Genomic DNA, 20,656 nt, shown 5'->3' with positions numbered 1-20,656 from the left:
CTATGAGTAATCCGAAACAACAACAAGAGCAAATTAATATTGAGTTGGACGAAACTATTGCAGAAGGAATTTATTCTAATCTTGCAATTATCAATCACTCATCATCAGAGTTTGTTTTAGATTTTGTAAGCATTATGCCAGGTATTCCTAAAGCCAAGGTAAAGTCAAGAATTGTCTTGACACCACAACATGCTAAAAGATTATTAAAAGCAATAGGTGAAAATATCCATAGATTTGAGGCAGCTCATGGCGAAATCAAAGAAACGGAACAAGCACCAATTCCGCTTAATTTTGGTCCAACTGGACAAGCATAAATTTTTAAAAGCCCCTTTTTTAAGGGGCTTTTTTTATGGATTATGAAAAAAAGCATTTTATCGGATTTAATTTACTTTAGTCGGGTAATTTTCTTTTCAAGAAAGTATTTATTTAACTTGCTATAGCCTAAAAAAGATTAAATTTTGAAATATAATGACTTAGTAAGGTTGATTAATTCAAATTATAAAAAAGCGCTAATTTAAATATTAGCGCTTTTTTTATGTTTAAAAATGAGATCTTTATAATGAGCATTAAAAATATTTTTTTGTTCTCCCAACCTTTTTATTAAATCAATACTCTATATAAATAAGAAGCTTCTCGAAAGTTTTTAACTTATATATAATAGAGTATGAAAAAGAAATTCACCTTAGAAATTGCAACTCCTTGTTCTGAAAATTTTGATAAAATGATTCCAAACTCACAGGGTTCATTCTGTAATTCATGTATGAAGAATGTTATCGATTTGAGTAAAAAGACAAATTCAGAAGTAGCTAAGTTTATTAATGAAAATAAGGATAAAAATATCTGCGCACGATTAAAAACGAAGCAGTTGGAAGAGGAATTTGTTTATAATGAAACTTCTAAAATAAATAGTTTAAAATATGCGACTGTTGCTGCGTCTGTTTTGTTGGCATCAAATCTTGTTGCACAAGAAAAAGAACCTATTAAAACAGAAATAAGCTGCCCTAAACCAGATGTATATAAAGTAGGTAAGGTGGCTTACAATCAAATTCAAAATGAAGAAGTTTCAATAATAATTAAAGGAAAATTATTAGAAGCAAAAACCAATAAATCTTTTGACAGAAAGACTTATTCTAATTTAATGATTGCTTTTAGTGGCTCGCAAAATCCTGTAAAAGTAAATTATAAAACAGGAGAGTTTTCTATAGAATCGAAGGTTCTAAAGAATAGTAAAACGTTAATGGTTACAATCACGGCTAATGATTATTACCTTTCAAAAGAGATATCCTTTGATGTGAAATCAATTAAAAATAATGTTTTAATGAAAAATATAATCGTTGGTTCAGAAGAACTTAACAGAATATATATTGCCGGCGGATTGGGAATTAATTATACGGAGTAATATTAAATTTACATTGGGGGATGTAAATAAAAAAGGCTGTCTAAATAAAATTTGACAGCCTTTTTCTTTTTTTATCTAAAGAAAGTTTATTTAATCAAACTCAGATGTAAAATACAATTTGACAGTTGGATATTTGCTTTGTGTCATCTGAATAGTAAAATCAGAATCAGCTAAGAAAACCAATTGCCCGTATTTATCATGAGCCAAGAATTTTTGCTTAATACGTTTAAATTCTTTGAATTCTTCATTTTTAGCATCATCAGGTTTTACCCAGCAAGCTTTATGTACAGGAAAGTTTTCGTATGTACATTTTGCTCCATATTCGTGCTCTAAACGGTATTGAATTACCTCGTACTGAAGTGCACCAACAGTTCCGATAACTTTACGGTTGTTCATTTCTAAAGTAAACAACTGAGCAACTCCTTCATCCATTAACTGGTCAACTCCTTTTTCCAATTGTTTCGCTTTCATTGGATCAGCATTATTGATGTATCTAAAGTGCTCTGGAGAGAAACTTGGAATACCTTTAAAGCTCATGATTTCGCCTTCAGTTAAAGTATCTCCAATTTTAAAGTTTCCTGTATCGTGCAAACCTACAATATCACCTGGGTAAGAAATATCAACGATTTCTTTTTTCTCAGCGAAAAAGGCATTTGGACTTGAGAATTTTAAATTTTTCTTTTGACGAACGTGGTAATATGGTTTGTTTCTTTCGAAAGTTCCAGAAACGATTTTGATGAAGGCTAAACGGTCACGGTGTTTAGGATCCATGTTTGCGTGGATTTTGAAAACAAATCCAGTCATCTTCTCTTCAGTAGGTTCAACTGTACGAGTTTCAGAATCTTTTGGTCTTGGAGAGGGCGCAATTGTAATGAAACAATCTAACAACTCACGAACCCCGAAATTATTCAAAGCAGAACCAAAGAATACGGGCTGGATTTTTCCATCCAAATAATCTTGACGTTCAAATTTTGGATATACTTCGTCAATCAATTCTAATTCTTCACGAAGTTTATTAGCTGCTTTTTCACCAACAATTTTATCTAATTCCGGATTGTTCTGAACATCAGAAAACGCAATTGTTTCTTCAATGTTTTTACGGCTGTCTCCGCTAAAAAGGTTAATGTTTTCTTCCCAAAGATTGTAAATTCCTTGGAAATCATAGCCCATTCCGATTGGGAAACTTAAAGGCGTAACTTTTAAACCTAATTTTTGTTCTACTTCATCCATTAGATCGAAAGCATCCTTACCTTCACGATCTAATTTATTGATGAAAACAATCATCGGAATGTTACGCATTCTACAAACAGCAACCAACTTTTCAGTTTGTTCCTCAACCCCTTTTGCAACGTCAATTACGACAATTACACTATCAACAGCAGTTAAAGTTCTAAAAGTATCTTCGGCAAAATCCTTGTGTCCAGGAGTATCCAAGATATTGATTTTTTTATCTTTATAATTAAAAGCAAGTACAGAAGTAGAAACCGAGATACCTCTTTGGCGTTCGATTTCCATAAAGTCACTCGTTGCTCCTTTTTTAATTTTATTATTTTTTACCGCTCCAGCTTCCTGAATAGCCCCTCCAAATAACAGTAATTTTTCCGTTAATGTAGTTTTACCAGCATCGGGATGCGAGATAATTCCAAATGTTCTTCTGCGTTGTATTTCTTTTAAAAAGCTCATATTTCGTATAAATAGGTTGCAAAAGTACTATTAAATACGGCTTTATAAAAATATTCACTTCTTAAATTTGGGAAGTCTTTATTATTAGGTAGCTTTTTAGAAAAAAATATGGCTGTTTTTCAACAGCCATAAATAGTCATTTTTAAAATTACTGATTAATTGACCAAATTGAACATCCTTTTGAGGGACATTGTATTTTTACCCATTTATCGGCTTGAGTTGTCGAGTACCAAGTTGAGTTTCCTGTAAAATCTTTAATTTGAGTATTTGCCAAGTTGGTTTGAGTCCATCTTTCTTGCCAAACGTCTTAATTTTTAAATTATTTCTGATAAAAGGATTATTCATTTTGTAGTAACAAGCAAAGTCAAATACCGAACTGTTGACTTTGTTAACCCAATCATTTTAGAACGTTTATATTCGAATCCTATTAATTAGTTTAGTTAAATAGTAAGTTTTGTAATTGATGAAATTTAGGTCTAAAAAGATGGATGTTGTTGTTTTTTTGTACTGTAAATTATTAATTATCTATCTAAAGTGTTTTTTTTTTTTTGATATAACTTTATTTTGCGAGAAGAATGCTCGTTGCAAAAGCGTTGTAGTGTTGAGAACTTTTTTTAGAGTGCTAATAATTAAGAGTTTATTTAGTTCTTAAATTTAAAATTTGAAACCAACTTAAAAATTTGTCTTTCATTAAATTAAGAAAATGAAAATGGCTCATTTTGTTTGAGTGTAACAAACTATCCTATAATTTTTTGTTAATAGTATATCGGATAGTTGGATTATGTAATTGAATTGTTATTTTTGTTCGTTATAAGTTACGAAAGAACTATACTTTAATTATTTATGTTTAAGTTGAGCATACATAATTTGAGAGTGATTATCTAAAACAGGCTTACATTCAAATAAAAATTAAAATAATGTTATTAAAAAAATTACAGCTAAAAACAATTGATTTCAAGTTTGCACTAACAATTTGTTTTTTTCTTTTTTTTACTCCAATTATCACAGCGCAAGAAATTATTCCTGATGTTGTAGCTCAAAAACCAGTTGAAGCTCCTTCTGGCGGAAAATTGAAAATCGATGGAATTATTGCGACAGTAGGAGATTATATTGTTTTAGATTCTGATATCGATAAAGGATTTTTAGAAATTACTGCTCAAGGTGGATCTATAAAAGATATTACAAGATGCCAAATGCTTGGTAAACTTTTAGAAGACAAATTATATGCTCACCAAGCTATTCAAGATAGTATTATTGTGAGTGATGCTGAAGTTAGAAGTATGATGGACGAGCGTCTAAACTACATGACACAGCAAGTTGGCGATATCAATAAAGTAGTTGAATACTATAAAAAAAGTTCTGTAGAAGAATTTAAAACTTATTTTGCAGATATCTTGAAGGAGCAAAAGCTAGCTTCAGAGATGAGAGATAAGATTATTAAAGATGTTGAGATCACTCCAGAGGAAGTTAGAAATTTCTTCAAGAAAATTCCAAAAGATGAATTGCCAACTTTTGGTGCCGAAATGGAGGTAGCACAAATTGTGGTAGAGCCTAAAATTTCTAAAGAAGACAAACAGAAAGTTATCGATAGATTAAATGCGATAAGAAAAGATGTTCTTGAGGGATCTAGTTTTGCTACAAAGGCAGTTTTATATTCTCAAGATCCAGGATCTTCTCCAAATGGGGGATACTACAAAATGACAAGAAGAACTCCTTTTGTCAAAGAATTTAAAGATGTCGCTTTTAGTTTGCAGGCTGGAGAAATTTCAGAGCCTTTTGAAACAATCTATGGATATCATATTATCATGGTGGAAAAAATTAAAGGACAGGAAGTTGAGCTTCGTCATATCTTGATTTCTCCAACCGTGTCAGAAGCGGCTCTAAAAGAAGCAAAAGAAAGAATTACCAATATTAGAAATAAAATTGTTAATAAAGAATTGACTTTTGCTGAAGCTGCAAGAACAGAATCTGACGAAAAGGAAACTAGAACAAACGGTGGAACATTGGTGAATCCAACAACACAAGATGCTCGTTTTGAGTTGACTAAAATGGATCCGACTTTATATAGCCAAGTTTCAAATTTAAAAGGAGATGAAGTTTCTCAGCCACTTTTAAATACAGATGATAAAGGTAAAAAAACGTATAAGTTAATTACGGTTACAAACAGAATTGATGAGCATACAGCTGATTATGCAAAGGATTATACTAAGATTAAAGAATTGGCATTAAAAGAAAAACAGATTAATGCAATTGCAAAATGGTTTGATACTAAAATTAAAGATACTTACATCAAGATCATTGGAGAATATAAAGATTGTTCTTTTGCGAACAACTGGCTGAAAAAATAAGTTTTAATAAATAAATAAAAAGAGTTAGTTTTATGATTTCATAGAATTAACTCTTTTTAATTTTAAATACATTCATAAATGTCTGACGTAGCAGCAATTCACAATTTAGTTCAAAAAAGAAACGAATTAAAAAAAGAAATAGCGAAAATCATTGTAGGGCAAGATGCCGTTGTAGATCAAATTTTACTTTGTATATTTTCTGGGGGACACGCGCTTTTAATTGGGGTCCCTGGTTTGGCAAAAACCTTAATGATAAATACTCTGTCTCAGGCTTTAGGTCTAGATTTTAAGAGAATTCAGTTTACGCCAGATTTAATGCCTTCGGATATTTTAGGAAGCGAAATTTTGGATGAGAATAGGAATTTCAAGTTCATTAAAGGTCCAATTTTCTCTAATATTATTTTGGCTGACGAGATAAACAGAACACCTCCAAAAACACAAGCGGCTTTGTTAGAAGCTATGCAGGAAAGATCGGTTACGATTGCAGGACAACATCATAAATTAGATTTGCCTTATTTTGTTTTGGCAACTCAAAACCCTATTGAACAGGAAGGAACTTATCCATTGCCGGAAGCGCAATTGGACCGCTTTATGTTTGCTATCAAATTAGAATATCCAACTTTTGAAGAAGAAGTTCAGGTTGTGAAACGAACAACTTCTGATGTTAAAACAGAAATTAATCCGTTATTTAATGCTCAGGAAATTATCGATTTTCAGCACCTGATTCGTAGAATCCCAGTTGCAGATAACGTTATTGAATATGCAGTGACTTTGGTGAGTAAAACTCGTCCAGATAATAGTTTGACTAATGACTTTGTGAAAAATTATTTAGATTGGGGAGCAGGGCCAAGAGCTTCACAGAATTTAATCCTAGCAGCAAAAGCGCATGCAGCTTTTAATGGTAAGTTCTCGCCAGATATTGAAGATGTACAGGCAGTAGCAACAGGAATTCTTCGTCATAGAATTATAAAGAATTATAAAGCAGATGCTGAAGGTATAACAGAAGAGGTGATTATTAAAAAACTAATGTAAAATCTAAAATTTGCATTTATAGTAATCCTGACAATTTATTGTCAGGATTTTTTGTTTTTAGAAACTCGAAAAAGCTTTTCAAGATGACGTTTTAAATCCCAACTATAACGTTATAATTGCTTATTTAGAAAGATTCTTTGTGAAAATGGAGGTAAAATCTCACTTCCTTTATAACATCAAATTTCGACTTTGTTAAAGAAAGGATTTTTAAATGTTAATAATTCATTATTTTAATATAAAATTGAGTTTTTGGTAAAAACAAGCAGTGAAAATCGTTTTTTAGCAATAATAATTTTTCAAAAGGCTAGTTCTATTAAATTTTTTTTAATTATCGTCTTTAATGCTTAAATTTGCATCAAAAAAATAAATCCGCTTTTATTATGAATATTTATCAGGATTACCTTCAAGAAATTGAAGAAAGAAAAAATCAAGGGTTGCACCCAAAACCAATTGACGGAGCTGAATTATTAAGCGAAATCATTTCTCAAATTAAAGATGTTGATAACGCATATCGCGAAGACTCTCTTAAGTTTTTTATTTACAATACTTTACCAGGTACGACAAGTGCAGCAGGTGAAAAAGCTAAGTTTTTAAAAGAAATTATTTTAGGTCAATCAATAGTAAAAGAAATTACTCCAACTTTTGCTTTTGAATTATTATCGCACATGAAGGGTGGACCTTCTATTGAGGTATTGTTAGATTTAGCTTTAGGAAATGACGCAGCAATCGCAAAACAAGCTGCAGATGTTCTTAAAACACAAGTTTTCCTTTACGAAGCAGATACAGATCGTTTAGTAGAGGCATTCAAAAATGATAATGCAATTGCAAAAGAAATCCTTGAAAGTTATGCTCAAGCTGAGTTTTTTACAAAACTTCCAGAAGTAGCAGACGAAATTAAAGTGGTTACTTTTATTGCTGGTGAAGGTGATATTTCAACAGATTTACTTTCTCCAGGAAATCAAGCTCACTCTCGTTCAGATCGTGAACTTCACGGACAATGTATGATTACGCCTCAAGCGCAACAAGAAATTAAAGCGTTACAAGCACAGCATCCAGATAAAAGCGTAATGTTAATCGCTGAAAAAGGAACAATGGGAGTTGGTTCTTCTAGAATGTCAGGTGTAAACAACGTGGCGCTTTGGACTGGAAAACAAGCAAGTCCTTATATTCCATTCGTAAATATTGCTCCAATTGTTGGTGGAACAAACGGAATTTCTCCAATTTTCCTAACAACTGTTGATGTGACTGGTGGTATTGGTCTAGACCTTAAAAACTGGGTTAAAAAAGTAGATACAGAAGGAAATGTTATTCGTAATGAAAATGACGAACCAATTCTTGAGCAAACATACTCTGTTGCAACAGGAACAGTTTTGACTATCAATATTAAAGAGAAAAAACTTTATAATGGAGATCAGGAATTGATCGACATTTCTAAAGCATTTACTCCTCAAAAAATGGAATTTATCAAAGCAGGTGGTTCTTACGCTATCGTATTTGGTAAAAAACTTCAAACATTAGCGGCGAAAGTTTTAGATGTTGAAGCTCCTTTAGTGTATGCGCCTTCAAAAGAGGTTTCTCACGAAGGACAAGGTCTTACAGCTGTTGAGAAAATCTTCAATAAAAATGCTGTTGGTATCGCTCCAGGTAAAGTTTTACACGCTGGTTCTGACGTTCGTGTAGAAGTAAACATTGTGGGTTCTCAAGATACTACAGGTCTTATGACTGCGCAGGAATTAGAATCTATGGCTGCAACAGTAATTTCACCAATTGTTGATGGTGCTTATCAATCAGGTTGTCACACTGCTTCTGTTTGGGATAAAAAAGCGCAAGCTAATATTCCTAAATTGATGAAATTTATGAATGATTTTGGTTTGATCACAGCTCGTGACCCAAAAGGCGTTTATCATGCAATGACTGACGTAATCCACAAAGTACTTAACGATATTACTATTGATGAGTGGGCTATCATTATTGGTGGTGACTCTCATACAAGAATGTCAAAAGGTGTTGCTTTTGGTGCTGACTCAGGAACTGTTGCTCTTGCATTGGCTACTGGAGAAGCTTCAATGCCAATTCCAGAATCTGTAAAAGTTACTTTCAAAGGAGATATGAAAGGGTATATGGACTTCCGTGATGTGGTTCATGCTACTCAAGCTCAAATGCTTCACCAATTTGGAGGAGAAAATGTTTTCCAAGGTAGAATTATCGAGGTTCACATTGGAACACTTACTGCTGACCAAGCGTTTACATTCACTGACTGGACTGCAGAGATGAAAGCAAAAGCTTCTATCTGTATTTCTGAAGATGATACTTTGATCGAATCATTGGAGATTGCTAAAGGCAGAATCCAAATCATGATCGACAAAGGTATGGACAACGATAAACACGTTCTTCAAGGATTGATCAACAAAGCTGATAAGAGAATTGCTGAGATTAAATCGGCTGAAAAACCAGCTTTAACTCCAGATGCAAATGCTAAATATTATGCTGAAGTAGTAGTTGATCTTGATCAAATTGCTGAGCCAATGATCGCCGATCCAGACGTAAATAATGCTGATGTTTCGAAAAGATATACTCATGATACTATCAGACCGTTATCTTTCTACGGAGGTGAGAAAAAAGTAGATCTTGGATTTATCGGATCTTGTATGGTTCACAAAGGAGATATGAAAATCCTTGCTCAAATGTTGAAAAATGTAGAAGCACAAACAGGAAAAGTTGAATTCAACGCGCCTCTTGTTGTTGCTCCTCCAACTTATAACATTGTAGATGAATTAAAAGCTGAAGGTGACTGGGAAGTTTTACAAAAATATTCTGGTTTCGAATTTGACGATAATGCTCCAAAAGGTGCTGCGCGTACAGAATACGAAAACATGTTGTATTTAGAGCGTCCAGGATGTAACCTTTGTATGGGTAACCAAGAAAAAGCAGCAAAAGGAGATACTGTAATGGCAACTTCAACGCGTCTTTTCCAAGGTAGAGTTGTGGAAGATAAAGAAGGTAAAAAAGGAGAATCATTGCTTTCTTCAACACCAGTTGTAGTTTTATCTACAATTTTAGGAAGAACTCCAACATTAGCAGAATATACAACTGCAGTAGAAGGTATCAACTTGACTAAGTTTGCTCCTTCTAATAAATCATTAGTAATGTAATCTTACGATTATTAATATATCAAAAGCCCGAGTGATAAACTCGGGCTTTTTCTTTTATAGCTCTTCTATTTTTTGTAACTTGTCATGTTCAAAATAAAATAAAAAAACAAAAAATAATATAGGACTTATGGCTTTTGATATCGAAATGATTAAAAAAGTGTACGAAAACATGCCAAATCGTGTTGATAAAGCACGAGAGATTGTTGGACGTCCACTTACATTGACAGAGAAAATTTTATACAATCACCTTTGGGATGGAAATCCGACTCAGGCGTTTGGCAGAGGAGTTGATTATGTTGATTTCGCACCAGATCGTGTTGCGTGTCAAGATGCAACGGCACAAATGGCATTATTGCAGTTTATGCATGCAGGAAAATCTAAAGTAGCAGTACCAACAACGGTTCACTGTGATCACTTGATTCAGGCAAAAGTAGATGCTGCAACCGATTTGGCCCGAGCAAAAACACAAAGTAATGAGGTTTTTGATTTTTTATCGTCTGTTTCTAATAAATACGGAATTGGCTTTTGGAAACCAGGAGCCGGAATTATTCACCAAGTAGTACTTGAAAACTACGCTTTCCCAGGTGGAATGATGATTGGTACCGATTCTCACACTGTAAACGCAGGAGGATTAGGAATGGTAGCAATTGGTGTTGGTGGAGCCGACGCTGTTGATGTAATGTCTGGAATGGCTTGGGAACTTAAATTTCCTAAATTGATTGGAGTTAAGTTAACTGGTAAATTATCAGGATGGACAGCTCCTAAAGACGTTATTTTGAAAGTGGCTGGTATTCTAACTGTAAAAGGAGGAACGGGAGCCATTGTTGAATATTTTGGCGAAGGTGCAACAGCGATGTCTTGTACGGGTAAAGGAACGATCTGTAATATGGGTGCCGAAATTGGAGCAACAACTTCAACTTTTGGATATGATGCGTCTATGAGTCGTTACTTGCGTTCAACAAATAGAGCTGATGTTGCTGATGCAGCTGATAAAGTAGCATCTTACTTAACAGGAGATCCGGAAGTTTATGCAAATCCAGAACAATATTTCGATCAAGTTATCGAAATCAATTTATCTACATTAGAGCCACATTTAAATGGACCATTTACACCAGATTTAGCGACTCCAATTTCTAAAATGAAAGAAGAAGCAATTAAAAATAACTGGCCATTACAAATTCAGGTTGGTTTAATTGGTTCTTGTACCAACTCTTCTTACGAAGATATTTCTCGTGCTGCTTCTTTAGCAAGACAAGTTGCCGCTAAAAACTTAAAAACAAAAGCAGAGTTTACCATTACTCCGGGTTCTGAAACAGTTCGTTCAACGATCGAAAGAGACGGATTTATTGAAACATTCCATAAAATTGGTGCAACTGTTTTTGCCAATGCCTGCGGACCATGTATTGGTATGTGGGACAGAGAAGGAGCTGAAAAAGAAGAAAGAAATACCATTGTTCACTCTTTCAACCGTAACTTCTCAAAACGTGCAGACGGTAATCCTAATACATTGGCTTTTGTTGGTTCTCCGGAATTGGTAACCGCAATGGCAATCGCGGGTGATTTAAGTTTTAACCCATTAACAGATAAGTTGATTAACGAAGATGGGGAAGAAGTGATGCTTGATGCTCCAACTGGGGATGAACTTCCTGCTAAAGGATTCTATGCCGAAGATCCAGGATTTCAAGCTCCGGCAGCAGACGGCTCAGGAGTTCAGGTTGTTGTAAATCCAACATCAGAACGTTTACAATTATTGGCTCCATTTGATGCTTGGGATGGGAAAAATATCACAGGTGCAAAATTGTTAATCAAAGCTTTTGGAAAATGTACAACAGATCATATTTCTATGGCAGGACCATGGTTACGTTTCCGTGGACATTTAGATAATATTTCAAATAATATGTTGATTGGTGCTGTAAACGCATATAACCAAAAAACAAATTCGGTTAAAAATCAATTAACAGGACAATATGATGCAGTTCCTGCAGTTGCTCGTGCGTACAAAGCGGCTGGAGTGCCTTCGATTGTTGTGGGAGATCATAATTATGGCGAAGGTTCATCTCGTGAACACGCCGCTATGGAACCTCGTTTCTTAGGAGTTAAAGCAGTATTGGTAAAATCTTTTGCGCGTATCCACGAAACAAACCTTAAAAAGCAAGGTCTTTTAGGATTGACATTTGCAAACGAAGCTGATTATGATAAAATCCAAGAGGATGATACTATTAACTTCTTAGATTTAACAGAATTTGCTCCAGGAAAACCATTGACATTAGAATTTGTTCACGCAGATGGCACCAAAGATATTATTTTGGCTAACCATACGTATAATGAAGGACAAATTGGGTGGTTTGTTGCAGGTTCTGCATTAAACTTAATTGCAGCTGGAAAAGCTTAATTTTTAGATTTATATATTGTAAAATGCCCTGTTTTTACAGGGCATTTTTTATTATGATTAATTTGGTTTACTAGTTTGCGGTAGATAAATTCAAGCCAGATGATAAAACTTTGATGTGATTGAGTTGCGTTTTGTCAAATTCTTCTATGTCAATGCTGTAAATATTTTGAGAAGGAGTGTTTGAGAAGTCATCTTGAAGAGTTCCGCCAAGTATGTATAATTTGTTGTTGTAATAATGCATGCTAGAACCTTTTAATTGAATATCAACCAGATATTCCTTTAATTGTTTTGTTTTAATATCATAAAGATATACCTGATTGTTTTCAAAGAAATAAATTATATTTTCATGAAAGGTTACAGCTGGTCTTTCTAATCCTGTAAATAATTCTCCTTCAGTCTGCCATTTTTCAGTTTTTAGATCAAAGGTTTCAATTTGAGATAAAGGGGTGTCATTGTTTCCTCCAATTAAATAAATTTTATCAGCTATTAGAACGCCCGAAGTTTCTTTAGCTACTGGCATACTTGCAAGCTCATACCAATAGCCAGAAGTGATATTGTATTGGTGTACTTTATTTGTAAATGTCTTTTTGTCTTTATCATTCATTTTTATTGAGCCTCCAATTACAATTATATTGTCATTGTAGGTAAATGCCGCAGCATTAGATGCTTGATGCGGATTTGTTTTATCAATTGTAATACTTTGCTTTTTAGTGTCAAATACCTCAATCTCATTTTGTAGGTATTCAAAAATTCCATTATCAGAAATTTTTTTTCCGCCTAAAATATAGATTTTACCGTCGTAATAATTGAGGTTGTGATAAGCTCTTTTTTTGAATTTTAGATTTGATTCTTCCCAAGAATTATTTTGTATGTCGTATACCAGTAATTTTTCTTTATAAGAGAAATAATTTGGATTATTGCGAATTTCTCTGAGGTAATCTTTTAAAGTAAAATCCGGCCGTTCTCGTTTGACTTTTTCCCAAGGATCTGTTTTATAGCTTGCATCTCCGCCTATAATATAGATTTTGCTGTCTTGTAAAATTGATCCAAAAGAGGTAATTCTATATTGTAAAGGAGCTAATTTGGTTGTGTTCAGTTTAGATTTTAATCTTAATTTGCGATTTTTAGTAATAACTAAGCCTTTTAAATTTTCTATAGTTTCTTGAAGAAAAATTTTGAAGTCTACTTTTTTTAAATCACTTAAAGCAATTTTTGTGGTAATAAATCCAATATGCGAAAATTGTAAACTATCTTGATCTTTGAAATTAGAGGGCAATTTTAAGGTAAATTCGCCATTGCTATTCGTTAAAGTTCCAAAACTTCCTGATATGCTGGTAATGTTAGTGTCTTCTAAAGCTGTTTTGTTTTTTTTAGAGAGTACCATTCCCTTTATAATTTGCGCATTTGTAATAAAAGGAAAGAAAATGATGAGATAGAATAGATTTTTCAAAATATCTAGGTTTTTTATTAGGTTAAATTTAATAAAAAAATATATGTTTTGTAAAAAACTGCCTTTCAAAAAGTTGGATTAATTTTTATGCAGAGACTGTTAATTCGAGGTAAAATAATTGTTAAAAACACAGGTTTTTTTACATTAAAAAGTTAAATTCGCTTTTTAGGCAATATATTTGTCTTTTTTGAGTTCAGATTATGGTATAACATTAAAAAAAGGGTAAAAACTTTTAAATAGGGAATATGGTTTATAGGTTAATAATAGTATTGTTTTTTTTCAGTGTAGGAGCTTTGGCGCAGGATAATTTTATTAAGCACAAAATTTCACAAGGAGATAACCTTTCTGTTATTGCTAAAAAATATGGAGTAAAAGTAAAAGATATCGCAGACGCAAACCCAAATGCTCCTAAAATATTAAAACTAAATTCAATCCTTTTAATCCCGAATAAAAATAAAACCACTACAAAAGTAAAGACTAAAAATGTTGAAGTTGCAGTAAATGATAATACTTCTAATACTTCTGGCACTCATGAAGTAGCTTCCAAAGAAACGCTTTGGGGAATTTCTAAAAAATATAATGTCTCTGTTGATGATTTAAAGAAAGCAAATCCACTTTTGGAAACAGAAGGACTGAAAATTGGACAGCAGATTATTATTCCTTCGGATGTAGCTTTAGTAAATGAAAAACCAATCGAAACTAATGCTGAAGTAGTATCGACAGATGTAGAGCTTATTAGGGAAGTGAAGTCAAAAGAAACGAAATATGGCATTTCTAAAGAATATGGTATTACAGTTGCAGAGTTAGAACGCCAGAATCCTTCAATTAAAGGTAAAGTCCCTGTTGGATATTTGTTGAAAATTCGCATTCCAAAAGAAAAAGCAGATGCAATTCAAGCCGCAAAAACAGTGCAAGAGACCAACGTGCAAACTGACGTTTCTTCTAGTCAAATAGCAGAAACAACTGCAAATCAGGAAATAAAAAGAGATTCAACTCTTGTGAGAACAGGAAATTATTCGGTGTTAATTGATCAGCTTATCGCAAGTGCAACAGAAAATATAGGCACGAGATATAGATCAGGCGGAACAACAAAAGCGGGGTTTGACTGTTCAGGATTAATGTTTTGTACTTTCGGTAATTTTGATATTAAACTTCCTAGAAGTTCAATAGAGCAATCTAGAATAGGAACAAAAGTAACTTCAGACGAAGCGCAAAAAGGCGATTTAATTTTCTTTAGAACCAATGGTAGACGTCATATAAATCACGTAGGTATGGTTGTTGAAAATGTTGATGGTGAAATTAAATTTGTGCATTCATCTACTCACGGCGGTGTGATGATTTCTTCAACAAAAGAACCATATTACACAAGAACATTTTCTCAAGTAAACCGCGTTTTGAATTAAGCTTCTAGAAATACACTTTTCAATATTTCTAATCTAAAAGGTTTATTCCAGAAATCAGTGACGTACTTATTTTCTTTTACTTTCTTGATTTCATCACTATCTAAGGTCGAAGAAAGCACAAAAATTTCAATATTTTGTTTTATATCTTCTGGCAGCCGGTCAAATTCTTTCAAAAATTCAAATCCGTCCATAATAGGCATCTGAATGTCTAAAAGGATAATTAATGGATTTTGATTCTGATTTTTTAGTAACCAGTTCATTCCTTCTTTTCCATTATTGGCTATATAAACAGGATTAATGTCTAGCCCTTTTTTAAGCAGTTTTTTAGTGACAAATTGATCAATCAGATTGTCTTCTATAATTACAAATTGAGATCTATACGGCATATGAATTTGGTATTGTTACTATAAATTTACTTCCAACTCTGCTTTCAGAAAAAACGGAAATGTCTCCTTTAATATTTTCAACTGCTTCTTTTACGATATACAAGCCTAATCCGGAACCTTTATTTTTGTTAGTTCCAAAATACATGTCAAAAATATTAGCTTTATGATCGTCATGAATTCCGATTCCATTATCGGATACTTCAATTTTATTTAAGCCTTCGCTAAAATAAGTTCTTATGGTAATAAACATTTCTTGCTTGCTGCAATCTGCATATTTTATAGCATTTGAAAGGAGGTTGTTAATAATGATTTTTAAACGAAGGCCATCGCTTTCAATTTGGTCTACTAAGTGTTCTTGTGTGAATTTAATCCTGTTAGCATTTTCAATATGCATTAATTGCAGGATAGCTTCATTGCATAACTCTTTAAGACTTACCGGTTCCATTATTATTTCTTTTCTTTTGTTTTTAGAATAATCAATAATGTCGCTAATAAATTGATCTTGTCTGGCAAGACTTTGATGCATCATTTGTAAATAATCTCGAACTTGTTCTACATCGTCTTCTAGTGCAGTTATTTCAATAAGGCCTTTTAATGAAGTAATGGGAGATCTCAAGTCGTGCGAAGCACTGTAAACAAATCGGTCTAATTCGCGATTTACTATAATAAGATTTTCATTTTTTACTTCTGTTTCTTTTTTTGAAATCAATAACCTTTTGACCATTATCGAATAATACAAACAAACACTGCAGATTATAATTAGAATGAAAAAGATGTTTGTAATAATGAGTAGATCTTTTATTTTTCGAGTTCCTTCGCCAAGTGTATTTGAGAAATTACGCTGATTAATGGTTAATTGGTCACTTATTGTACTAATTTCGTTTAAGTATTTTTTTTCATCTTCTGGGCTTAATAAATTGCGCTCTATTTTGGCATTGATCTGCTGTCCGATAACAAATAAGTCAAAAATTAATTTATCTCCTTTTCCCCATTCTTTGATCGCTTTAGATAAAAAACTTACATCTTTAAAGTTGTCAAATAACCAGATAATGTCATCAAGATCATCTTCGTTATTTCTCCCAATCAGAAATCCCTTTCTTGCAATCTTATTATCTCCAGCTTTCAAAAGTGTAATTCTTGCAATGCCATCTCCTTGAGGCACTTTTAATTCTTCAAGATACAATTTCCATTGCGCATGATTTTTAGTAAATAAATAAGTGATTAAATGTCTTGATGCATCTTTTTGTCCTTTTGAATAATGCGATTCTCCGTTGACATAAGCTCTATTAGCAGATAAAATTTTAATGGTAAAAAAGTTGATGCAGATTAATAATGCACAGGAAATAAAAACGATTAAAATAAGGATAAAAACATTTGGAAAACGAAAGTTTTTTAAAGCTTGCAGTTTAGACATAATCTTAAAATTAGTAGGTTGATAATAAAGTGCCTTTTGCATGTTTTTGTCAAAAAAAATAAAAAAATGGGACAATTATTTATTTTTTAAATATTAAACACTTGTTAATGTATTTTCCTGTTTGTTGATGCTTTTAAAATGATTATCTCAAATATAATAAAATTTATCTTATGATTTTTATGTAAAAAGCCATCCTGAGACAAAAATATTTCTATTTTATTTAGTTTTGTTTAATTATTTGGTTATTAGTATGTTTTGCTTTTTAAGACAAGATTTTAGCAGTTTTTGAACTAAAAGAAGAGAGTTTTAACTTCAATTTTGAAGATAAAAAAGCAATAAAAACAGGCGTTATGCAAAAAACAGTAAATCTCGTTTTTGTTTAAAGATTGGTAATGAATTTGTTTAGATTGTATGATTAAAATTTAGCGTAAATAATCAGTCTTTTAAATGCGTAAATAGATGGAACGACAGGAAAATAGGCATCTATTCTTTTTTTGAATTCAGCTGTTAATGCTGCAAATTCCTGCTCCTTTAATCTTTCTTGATAAACAGTTAATGCCGAACCGGAAATAAAGTCAAAAAAATCGTCCTTTTGACTAGAAATTAAGGGATAAACTTTCTCGTAGAGAACCAAATCGGTACCGCCATTTTCGAATAGAATTTTAGCGTAATCATCTAAAGCCAATATTGGAGAAGGGCGTGTCCAATGTTTGAGATACGTAGCAAAAGGTTCTTCTTGAACAAGCTGTAAAAGTATTTTATTCAAGATGTTTTCATTTTGCTGTGGCATCTGAACTGCCAATTGTCCGCCTGGATTTATTCGGGAGATAATTTGAGGAAAAAGTTCATTATGATTATCAATCCATTGTAAGGCCGCATTTGAAAAGATCAAATCCCATTTGGTTTCGTCGTTGATTTGTTCTAAAATCGTTTTTTCTTTAAATTCAAGATTTTCTTGCACTGGAGCTTTTGCCAGCATTTCGACAGAATTATCAATACCAAGAACAGTTGGATTGGTTAGTTTTTGATGCAATTTTTGAGTAAGTTCACCCGTTCCGCATCCGAGATCTATAACTTTCAAATTGGGTTTATCAATAATATGACTTGTTAGATCGTCAAAAGGTTTAGAACGTTCTTCTTTAAACTCATTATATTTTTTTGGATCCCAAGTCATGATTTTCTTTTTCTTTTAAAAATAAGGAAAATTTCTAATGCTTCAAAACCAAGGAAAAAGATTATTCTGTTGTTTTACAATTAAAATTGAAAAACTCATTTAAAGTTATTCTAATTCATGCCAAAAATGACCGCAGCCGTTTTTGCATTCTGTATTTCTTCTTTCTGTATCTGTAATTTTAAAAATCCAAAGTAAAGAGGTTATTACTTTTTTATTTTCATTTTCGGGCAAGGAAGCCAATTTATTGAAAGCAATTTTGGTCGAGAAATTTTTTAAAATTATAATTGGCGTGCAAGTTGGTTTTAGGGGAATACTATTTATTGCTCTTTGATAAGTTTCTGAATTATAATCAGTTTTATTTGGAATAGAATTTAAAATGTAAACTTGAAGTGTTTCAAAAATCTTGTCAAAACTATTCTTATCCAATAATAGTTCTAAACCAATATTGAAATCCATTTTGTCTTGAGCAATTTTATTGATTATTTCTTCCATTCTTTCCAAATTCTTTATTTTCATTAGGCAATTCGTAGAAATCAAATATATAAAAGTTGAAATTACTAATGTTGATTTATATATCGTTTTTGAATGCACTTTTTGTTTGCTTTAGGGATGACAACAGCATCCTTTTGTAGCAATCCCGATAACTATCAGGAACCATAAAAGATAAAGTGAATAGTCCGACCCAAAAGTATACGCTCAAAAGATTTTAATAAAGATTAGGGTTAAATCTTGATAAATATGGTCTTTTTTAAGAATTTATGGAATTTATAATTTAAAGATTAAGATTTCAGAAAAAAGTATATCTTTAGCCAACCTAAACCAATAAAAATGCAAGAAAACGACCAAGAACATTTTAAAAGAGAACTCGGACTCTTAGACGGAACCATGCTTGTGGTTGGCTCTATGATTGGATCCGGAATATTTATTGTAAGTGCCGATATTGCCCGACAAGTAGGCTCGGCAGGATGGCTTACATTAATCTGGCTTTTGTCTGGATTTATTACCGTTGTCGCGGCGGTGAGCTATGGCGAATTGAGTGCGATGTTTCCAAAAGCTGGCGGGCAATACGTTTACTTAAAAGAAGCCTATAATAAACTAATTGCCTTTTTGTACGGTTGGAGTTTTTTCGCAGTTATTCAGACTGGAACTATTGCGGCAGTAGGAGTGGCTTTTTCTAAATTTGCAGCTTATTTGTATGAACCTTTGAGTGATGAGAATATTCTTTACGAACTGGGAGCTTTTAAACTGAATGCAGCTCAGCTAGTTTCGATTTTAACTATTATCATTCTAACTTTTATCAATAGCCGAGGAGTCAAAAATGGAAAAATTCTGCAAACCGTTTTAACGATAATTAAAATTTTATCGCTTCTTGGATTAGTCGTTTTCGGATTAACCCTTGCTGCGAAAGCTTCTGTTTGGGATGCAAACTGGGCAGACGGATGGAGCACAAGAACGTTTGACAAAGAAAGCGGATCATGGCTGCCAATTAGTGGAACAGCTTTAATTTCTGGAATTTCGGCTGCAATGGTTGGATCTTTATTCTCTAGTGATGCTTGGAACGGTGTGACTTTTATCGCTGGTGAAATTAAAAATCCTAAACGAAATGTAGGTCTTAGTCTTTTTCTAGGAACTTTTATTGTAACCTCTCTATATGTTGTAACAAATCTTATGTATTTGGCCGTAGTTCCGTTTGATGAAATAGCAACAGCAAAGTTTGATCGTGTTGCAGTTGTGGCTTCAGATTATATTTTTGGAAATGTCGGAGCCTTGATTATTGCAATTATGATTATGATTTCGACTTTTGCTTGCAACAACGGATTAATTATGGCGGGTGCGAGAGTGTATTATACGATGGCAAAAGATGGTTTGTTTTTCAAAAAAGCTGCTGTTTTAAATAGTTCGAGCGTTCCTGCTTGGGCACTTTGGGCGCAGTGTATTTGGGCTTCGGCTTTGTGCTTGACAGGCAAATATGGTGATTTGCTTGATTTTGTAATTATCATCGTATTGATTTTTTATATTCTGACCATCTACGGAATTTTTATTCTAAGAAAAAAGATGCCAGATGCAGAAAGACCTTATAAAGCATTTGGATATCCATTTTTACCAATGCTATATATTGTTGTAGCGTCGGCAATTTGTATTGCGTTACTAATTACAAAATTCTCAACCTGCGGCTGGGGAGTGTTGATTATGTTAACTGGAATTCCAGTTTATTACTTAACGAAACCGAAAGAAGAATAGATTCAAAAATTTCAAATTTTATCTATAAAAAAGTGCCTTTTATTGCAAGGCACTTTTTGTTTTTTTAATTGTTTGTATTCGATAAATCATTGTCAATTCTCTCTGTGGTAGGTCTGAGAAATATCAGATAAACTAATATCAGAATTCCAAATAATATAAAATCGGGTTTTAAAATTAAAATCAAAAAAGCGGCGCCTTCAAGAACCGCCCATCGCATAATAGAGGCAGCTTGATATATAGGCATTTTATCTTCGAGTTTTAACTTTGGATCAATCTGCTTTAATTGTGTTTTAAATAATATACTGCTTAAAACAATTGCTAGAATCGGAATAGCAAGATATATTATTGAAGCTGTATCAATAACAGGTACATGTAGCGTTTCAAGTGAAAGATCTCCAATAATGTAATAAGCGATGATGGTTCCTGCACAAATGGCGAGATGGATAATTTGTAAAGCTTTGATTTTTTCGGTCATGATTTGGTTTAGATTTGAGGTTAACTTTATGCAAGTTAAGATTAATTACTTTTAAATAAACAGTTTATGATATTGGTTTTAGTGAATAGTATAGCCATAAACAAAAA

General features: G+C 32.7%; 15 protein-coding genes and 1 pseudogene. 8 read left to right on the top strand and 8 right to left on the bottom strand.

What is annotated here, in order from left to right; all coding sequences use genetic code 11:
- The first annotated feature begins 2 nt into the window (after positions 1 to 2).
- Together AAYQ05_RS08720 and AAYQ05_RS08715 are read left to right on the top strand one after the other, a co-directional pair.
- Positions 3 to 314, top strand: coding sequence for a DUF3467 domain-containing protein (locus AAYQ05_RS08720; protein WP_055094614.1), 312 nt, complete (start codon positions 3 to 5; stop codon positions 312 to 314).
- 350 nt (positions 315 to 664) lie between these two features.
- Positions 665 to 1,399: a hypothetical protein gene (locus tag AAYQ05_RS08715; RefSeq protein WP_343542707.1), complete on the top strand. Its 735-nt coding sequence runs from the start codon at positions 665 to 667 to the stop codon at positions 1,397 to 1,399.
- Between the two features lie 90 nt (positions 1,400 to 1,489).
- On the opposite strand, the gene AAYQ05_RS08710 is transcribed toward AAYQ05_RS08715, so the two are convergent.
- Both AAYQ05_RS08710 and AAYQ05_RS08705 read right to left on the bottom strand, forming a co-directional pair.
- The gene (locus AAYQ05_RS08710; protein ID WP_177210637.1) at positions 1,490 to 3,082 is read right to left on the bottom strand and encodes a peptide chain release factor 3; all 1,593 of its coding nucleotides are present in this window, start codon (positions 3,080 to 3,082) and stop codon (positions 1,490 to 1,492) included.
- Between the two features lie 148 nt (positions 3,083 to 3,230).
- A pseudogene (locus AAYQ05_RS08705) lies at positions 3,231 to 3,389 on the bottom strand (alpha-amylase domain-containing protein); the annotation flags it as partial.
- A gap of 610 nt (positions 3,390 to 3,999) precedes the next feature.
- Here AAYQ05_RS08705 and AAYQ05_RS08700 point away from each other — a divergent pair.
- From AAYQ05_RS08700 to AAYQ05_RS08685, 4 genes are all read left to right on the top strand, one after another.
- Positions 4,000 to 5,430, top strand: a complete 1,431-nt coding sequence (locus AAYQ05_RS08700) for a peptidylprolyl isomerase (protein ID WP_343542704.1) — start codon at positions 4,000 to 4,002, stop codon at positions 5,428 to 5,430.
- Positions 5,431 to 5,508: 78 nt separating this feature from the next.
- The gene (locus tag AAYQ05_RS08695) at positions 5,509 to 6,462 is read left to right on the top strand and encodes an AAA family ATPase (protein ID WP_198857519.1); all 954 of its coding nucleotides are present in this window, start codon (positions 5,509 to 5,511) and stop codon (positions 6,460 to 6,462) included.
- A 380-nt stretch (positions 6,463 to 6,842) separates the two neighbouring features.
- Complete coding sequence (locus tag AAYQ05_RS08690) at positions 6,843 to 9,614, top strand: bifunctional aconitate hydratase 2/2-methylisocitrate dehydratase (protein WP_343542699.1); 2,772 nt, start codon at positions 6,843 to 6,845, stop codon at positions 9,612 to 9,614.
- Positions 9,615 to 9,741: 127 nt separating this feature from the next.
- Positions 9,742 to 12,006, top strand: coding sequence for an aconitate hydratase (locus AAYQ05_RS08685; RefSeq protein WP_343542697.1), 2,265 nt, complete (start codon positions 9,742 to 9,744; stop codon positions 12,004 to 12,006).
- 70 nt (positions 12,007 to 12,076) lie between these two features.
- On the opposite strand, the gene AAYQ05_RS08680 is transcribed toward AAYQ05_RS08685, so the two are convergent.
- Complete coding sequence (locus tag AAYQ05_RS08680; protein ID WP_343542696.1) at positions 12,077 to 13,456, bottom strand: Kelch repeat-containing protein; 1,380 nt, start codon at positions 13,454 to 13,456, stop codon at positions 12,077 to 12,079.
- Positions 13,457 to 13,701: 245 nt separating this feature from the next.
- On the opposite strand from AAYQ05_RS08680, the gene AAYQ05_RS08675 reads away from it, so the two are divergent.
- On the top strand, positions 13,702 to 14,859 hold the full coding sequence (locus AAYQ05_RS08675; protein WP_343542695.1) for an NlpC/P60 family protein: 1,158 nt from the start codon (positions 13,702 to 13,704) through the stop codon (positions 14,857 to 14,859).
- Here the strand turns inward: AAYQ05_RS08675 and AAYQ05_RS08670 are convergent.
- The 4 genes from AAYQ05_RS08670 to AAYQ05_RS08655 form a co-directional block, all read right to left on the bottom strand.
- On the bottom strand, positions 14,856 to 15,245 hold the full coding sequence (locus AAYQ05_RS08670; RefSeq protein WP_343542694.1) for a response regulator: 390 nt from the start codon (positions 15,243 to 15,245) through the stop codon (positions 14,856 to 14,858). The genes AAYQ05_RS08675 and AAYQ05_RS08670 overlap by 4 nt on opposite strands.
- Positions 15,235 to 16,659: a sensor histidine kinase gene (locus AAYQ05_RS08665; protein WP_343542693.1), complete on the bottom strand. Its 1,425-nt coding sequence runs from the start codon at positions 16,657 to 16,659 to the stop codon at positions 15,235 to 15,237. Before AAYQ05_RS08665 ends, AAYQ05_RS08670 begins: the two co-directional genes overlap by 11 nt.
- 415 nt (positions 16,660 to 17,074) lie before the next feature.
- Complete coding sequence (locus AAYQ05_RS08660) at positions 17,075 to 17,833, bottom strand: methyltransferase domain-containing protein (RefSeq protein WP_343542691.1); 759 nt, start codon at positions 17,831 to 17,833, stop codon at positions 17,075 to 17,077.
- Between the two features lie 105 nt (positions 17,834 to 17,938).
- Positions 17,939 to 18,325: a DUF5958 family protein gene (locus tag AAYQ05_RS08655; RefSeq protein ID WP_343542690.1), complete on the bottom strand. Its 387-nt coding sequence runs from the start codon at positions 18,323 to 18,325 to the stop codon at positions 17,939 to 17,941.
- 336 nt (positions 18,326 to 18,661) lie between these two features.
- Between AAYQ05_RS08655 and AAYQ05_RS08650 the strand changes: the two genes are divergently transcribed.
- Entirely contained in the window at positions 18,662 to 20,074 is a 1,413-nt protein-coding gene (locus AAYQ05_RS08650) for an APC family permease (RefSeq protein WP_281631401.1), read from the top strand.
- Positions 20,075 to 20,138: 64 nt separating this feature from the next.
- On the opposite strand, the gene AAYQ05_RS08645 is transcribed toward AAYQ05_RS08650, so the two are convergent.
- Positions 20,139 to 20,549, bottom strand: coding sequence for an MFS transporter (locus AAYQ05_RS08645; protein WP_343542686.1), 411 nt, complete (start codon positions 20,547 to 20,549; stop codon positions 20,139 to 20,141).
- Positions 20,550 to 20,656: the final 107 nt, after the last annotated feature.

It is taken from the genome of Flavobacterium movens (assembly GCF_039581425.1).
Classification (GTDB): domain Bacteria; phylum Bacteroidota; class Bacteroidia; order Flavobacteriales; family Flavobacteriaceae; genus Flavobacterium; species Flavobacterium luteolum.
This window is presented reverse-complemented; position numbering and strand designations above follow the sequence as displayed.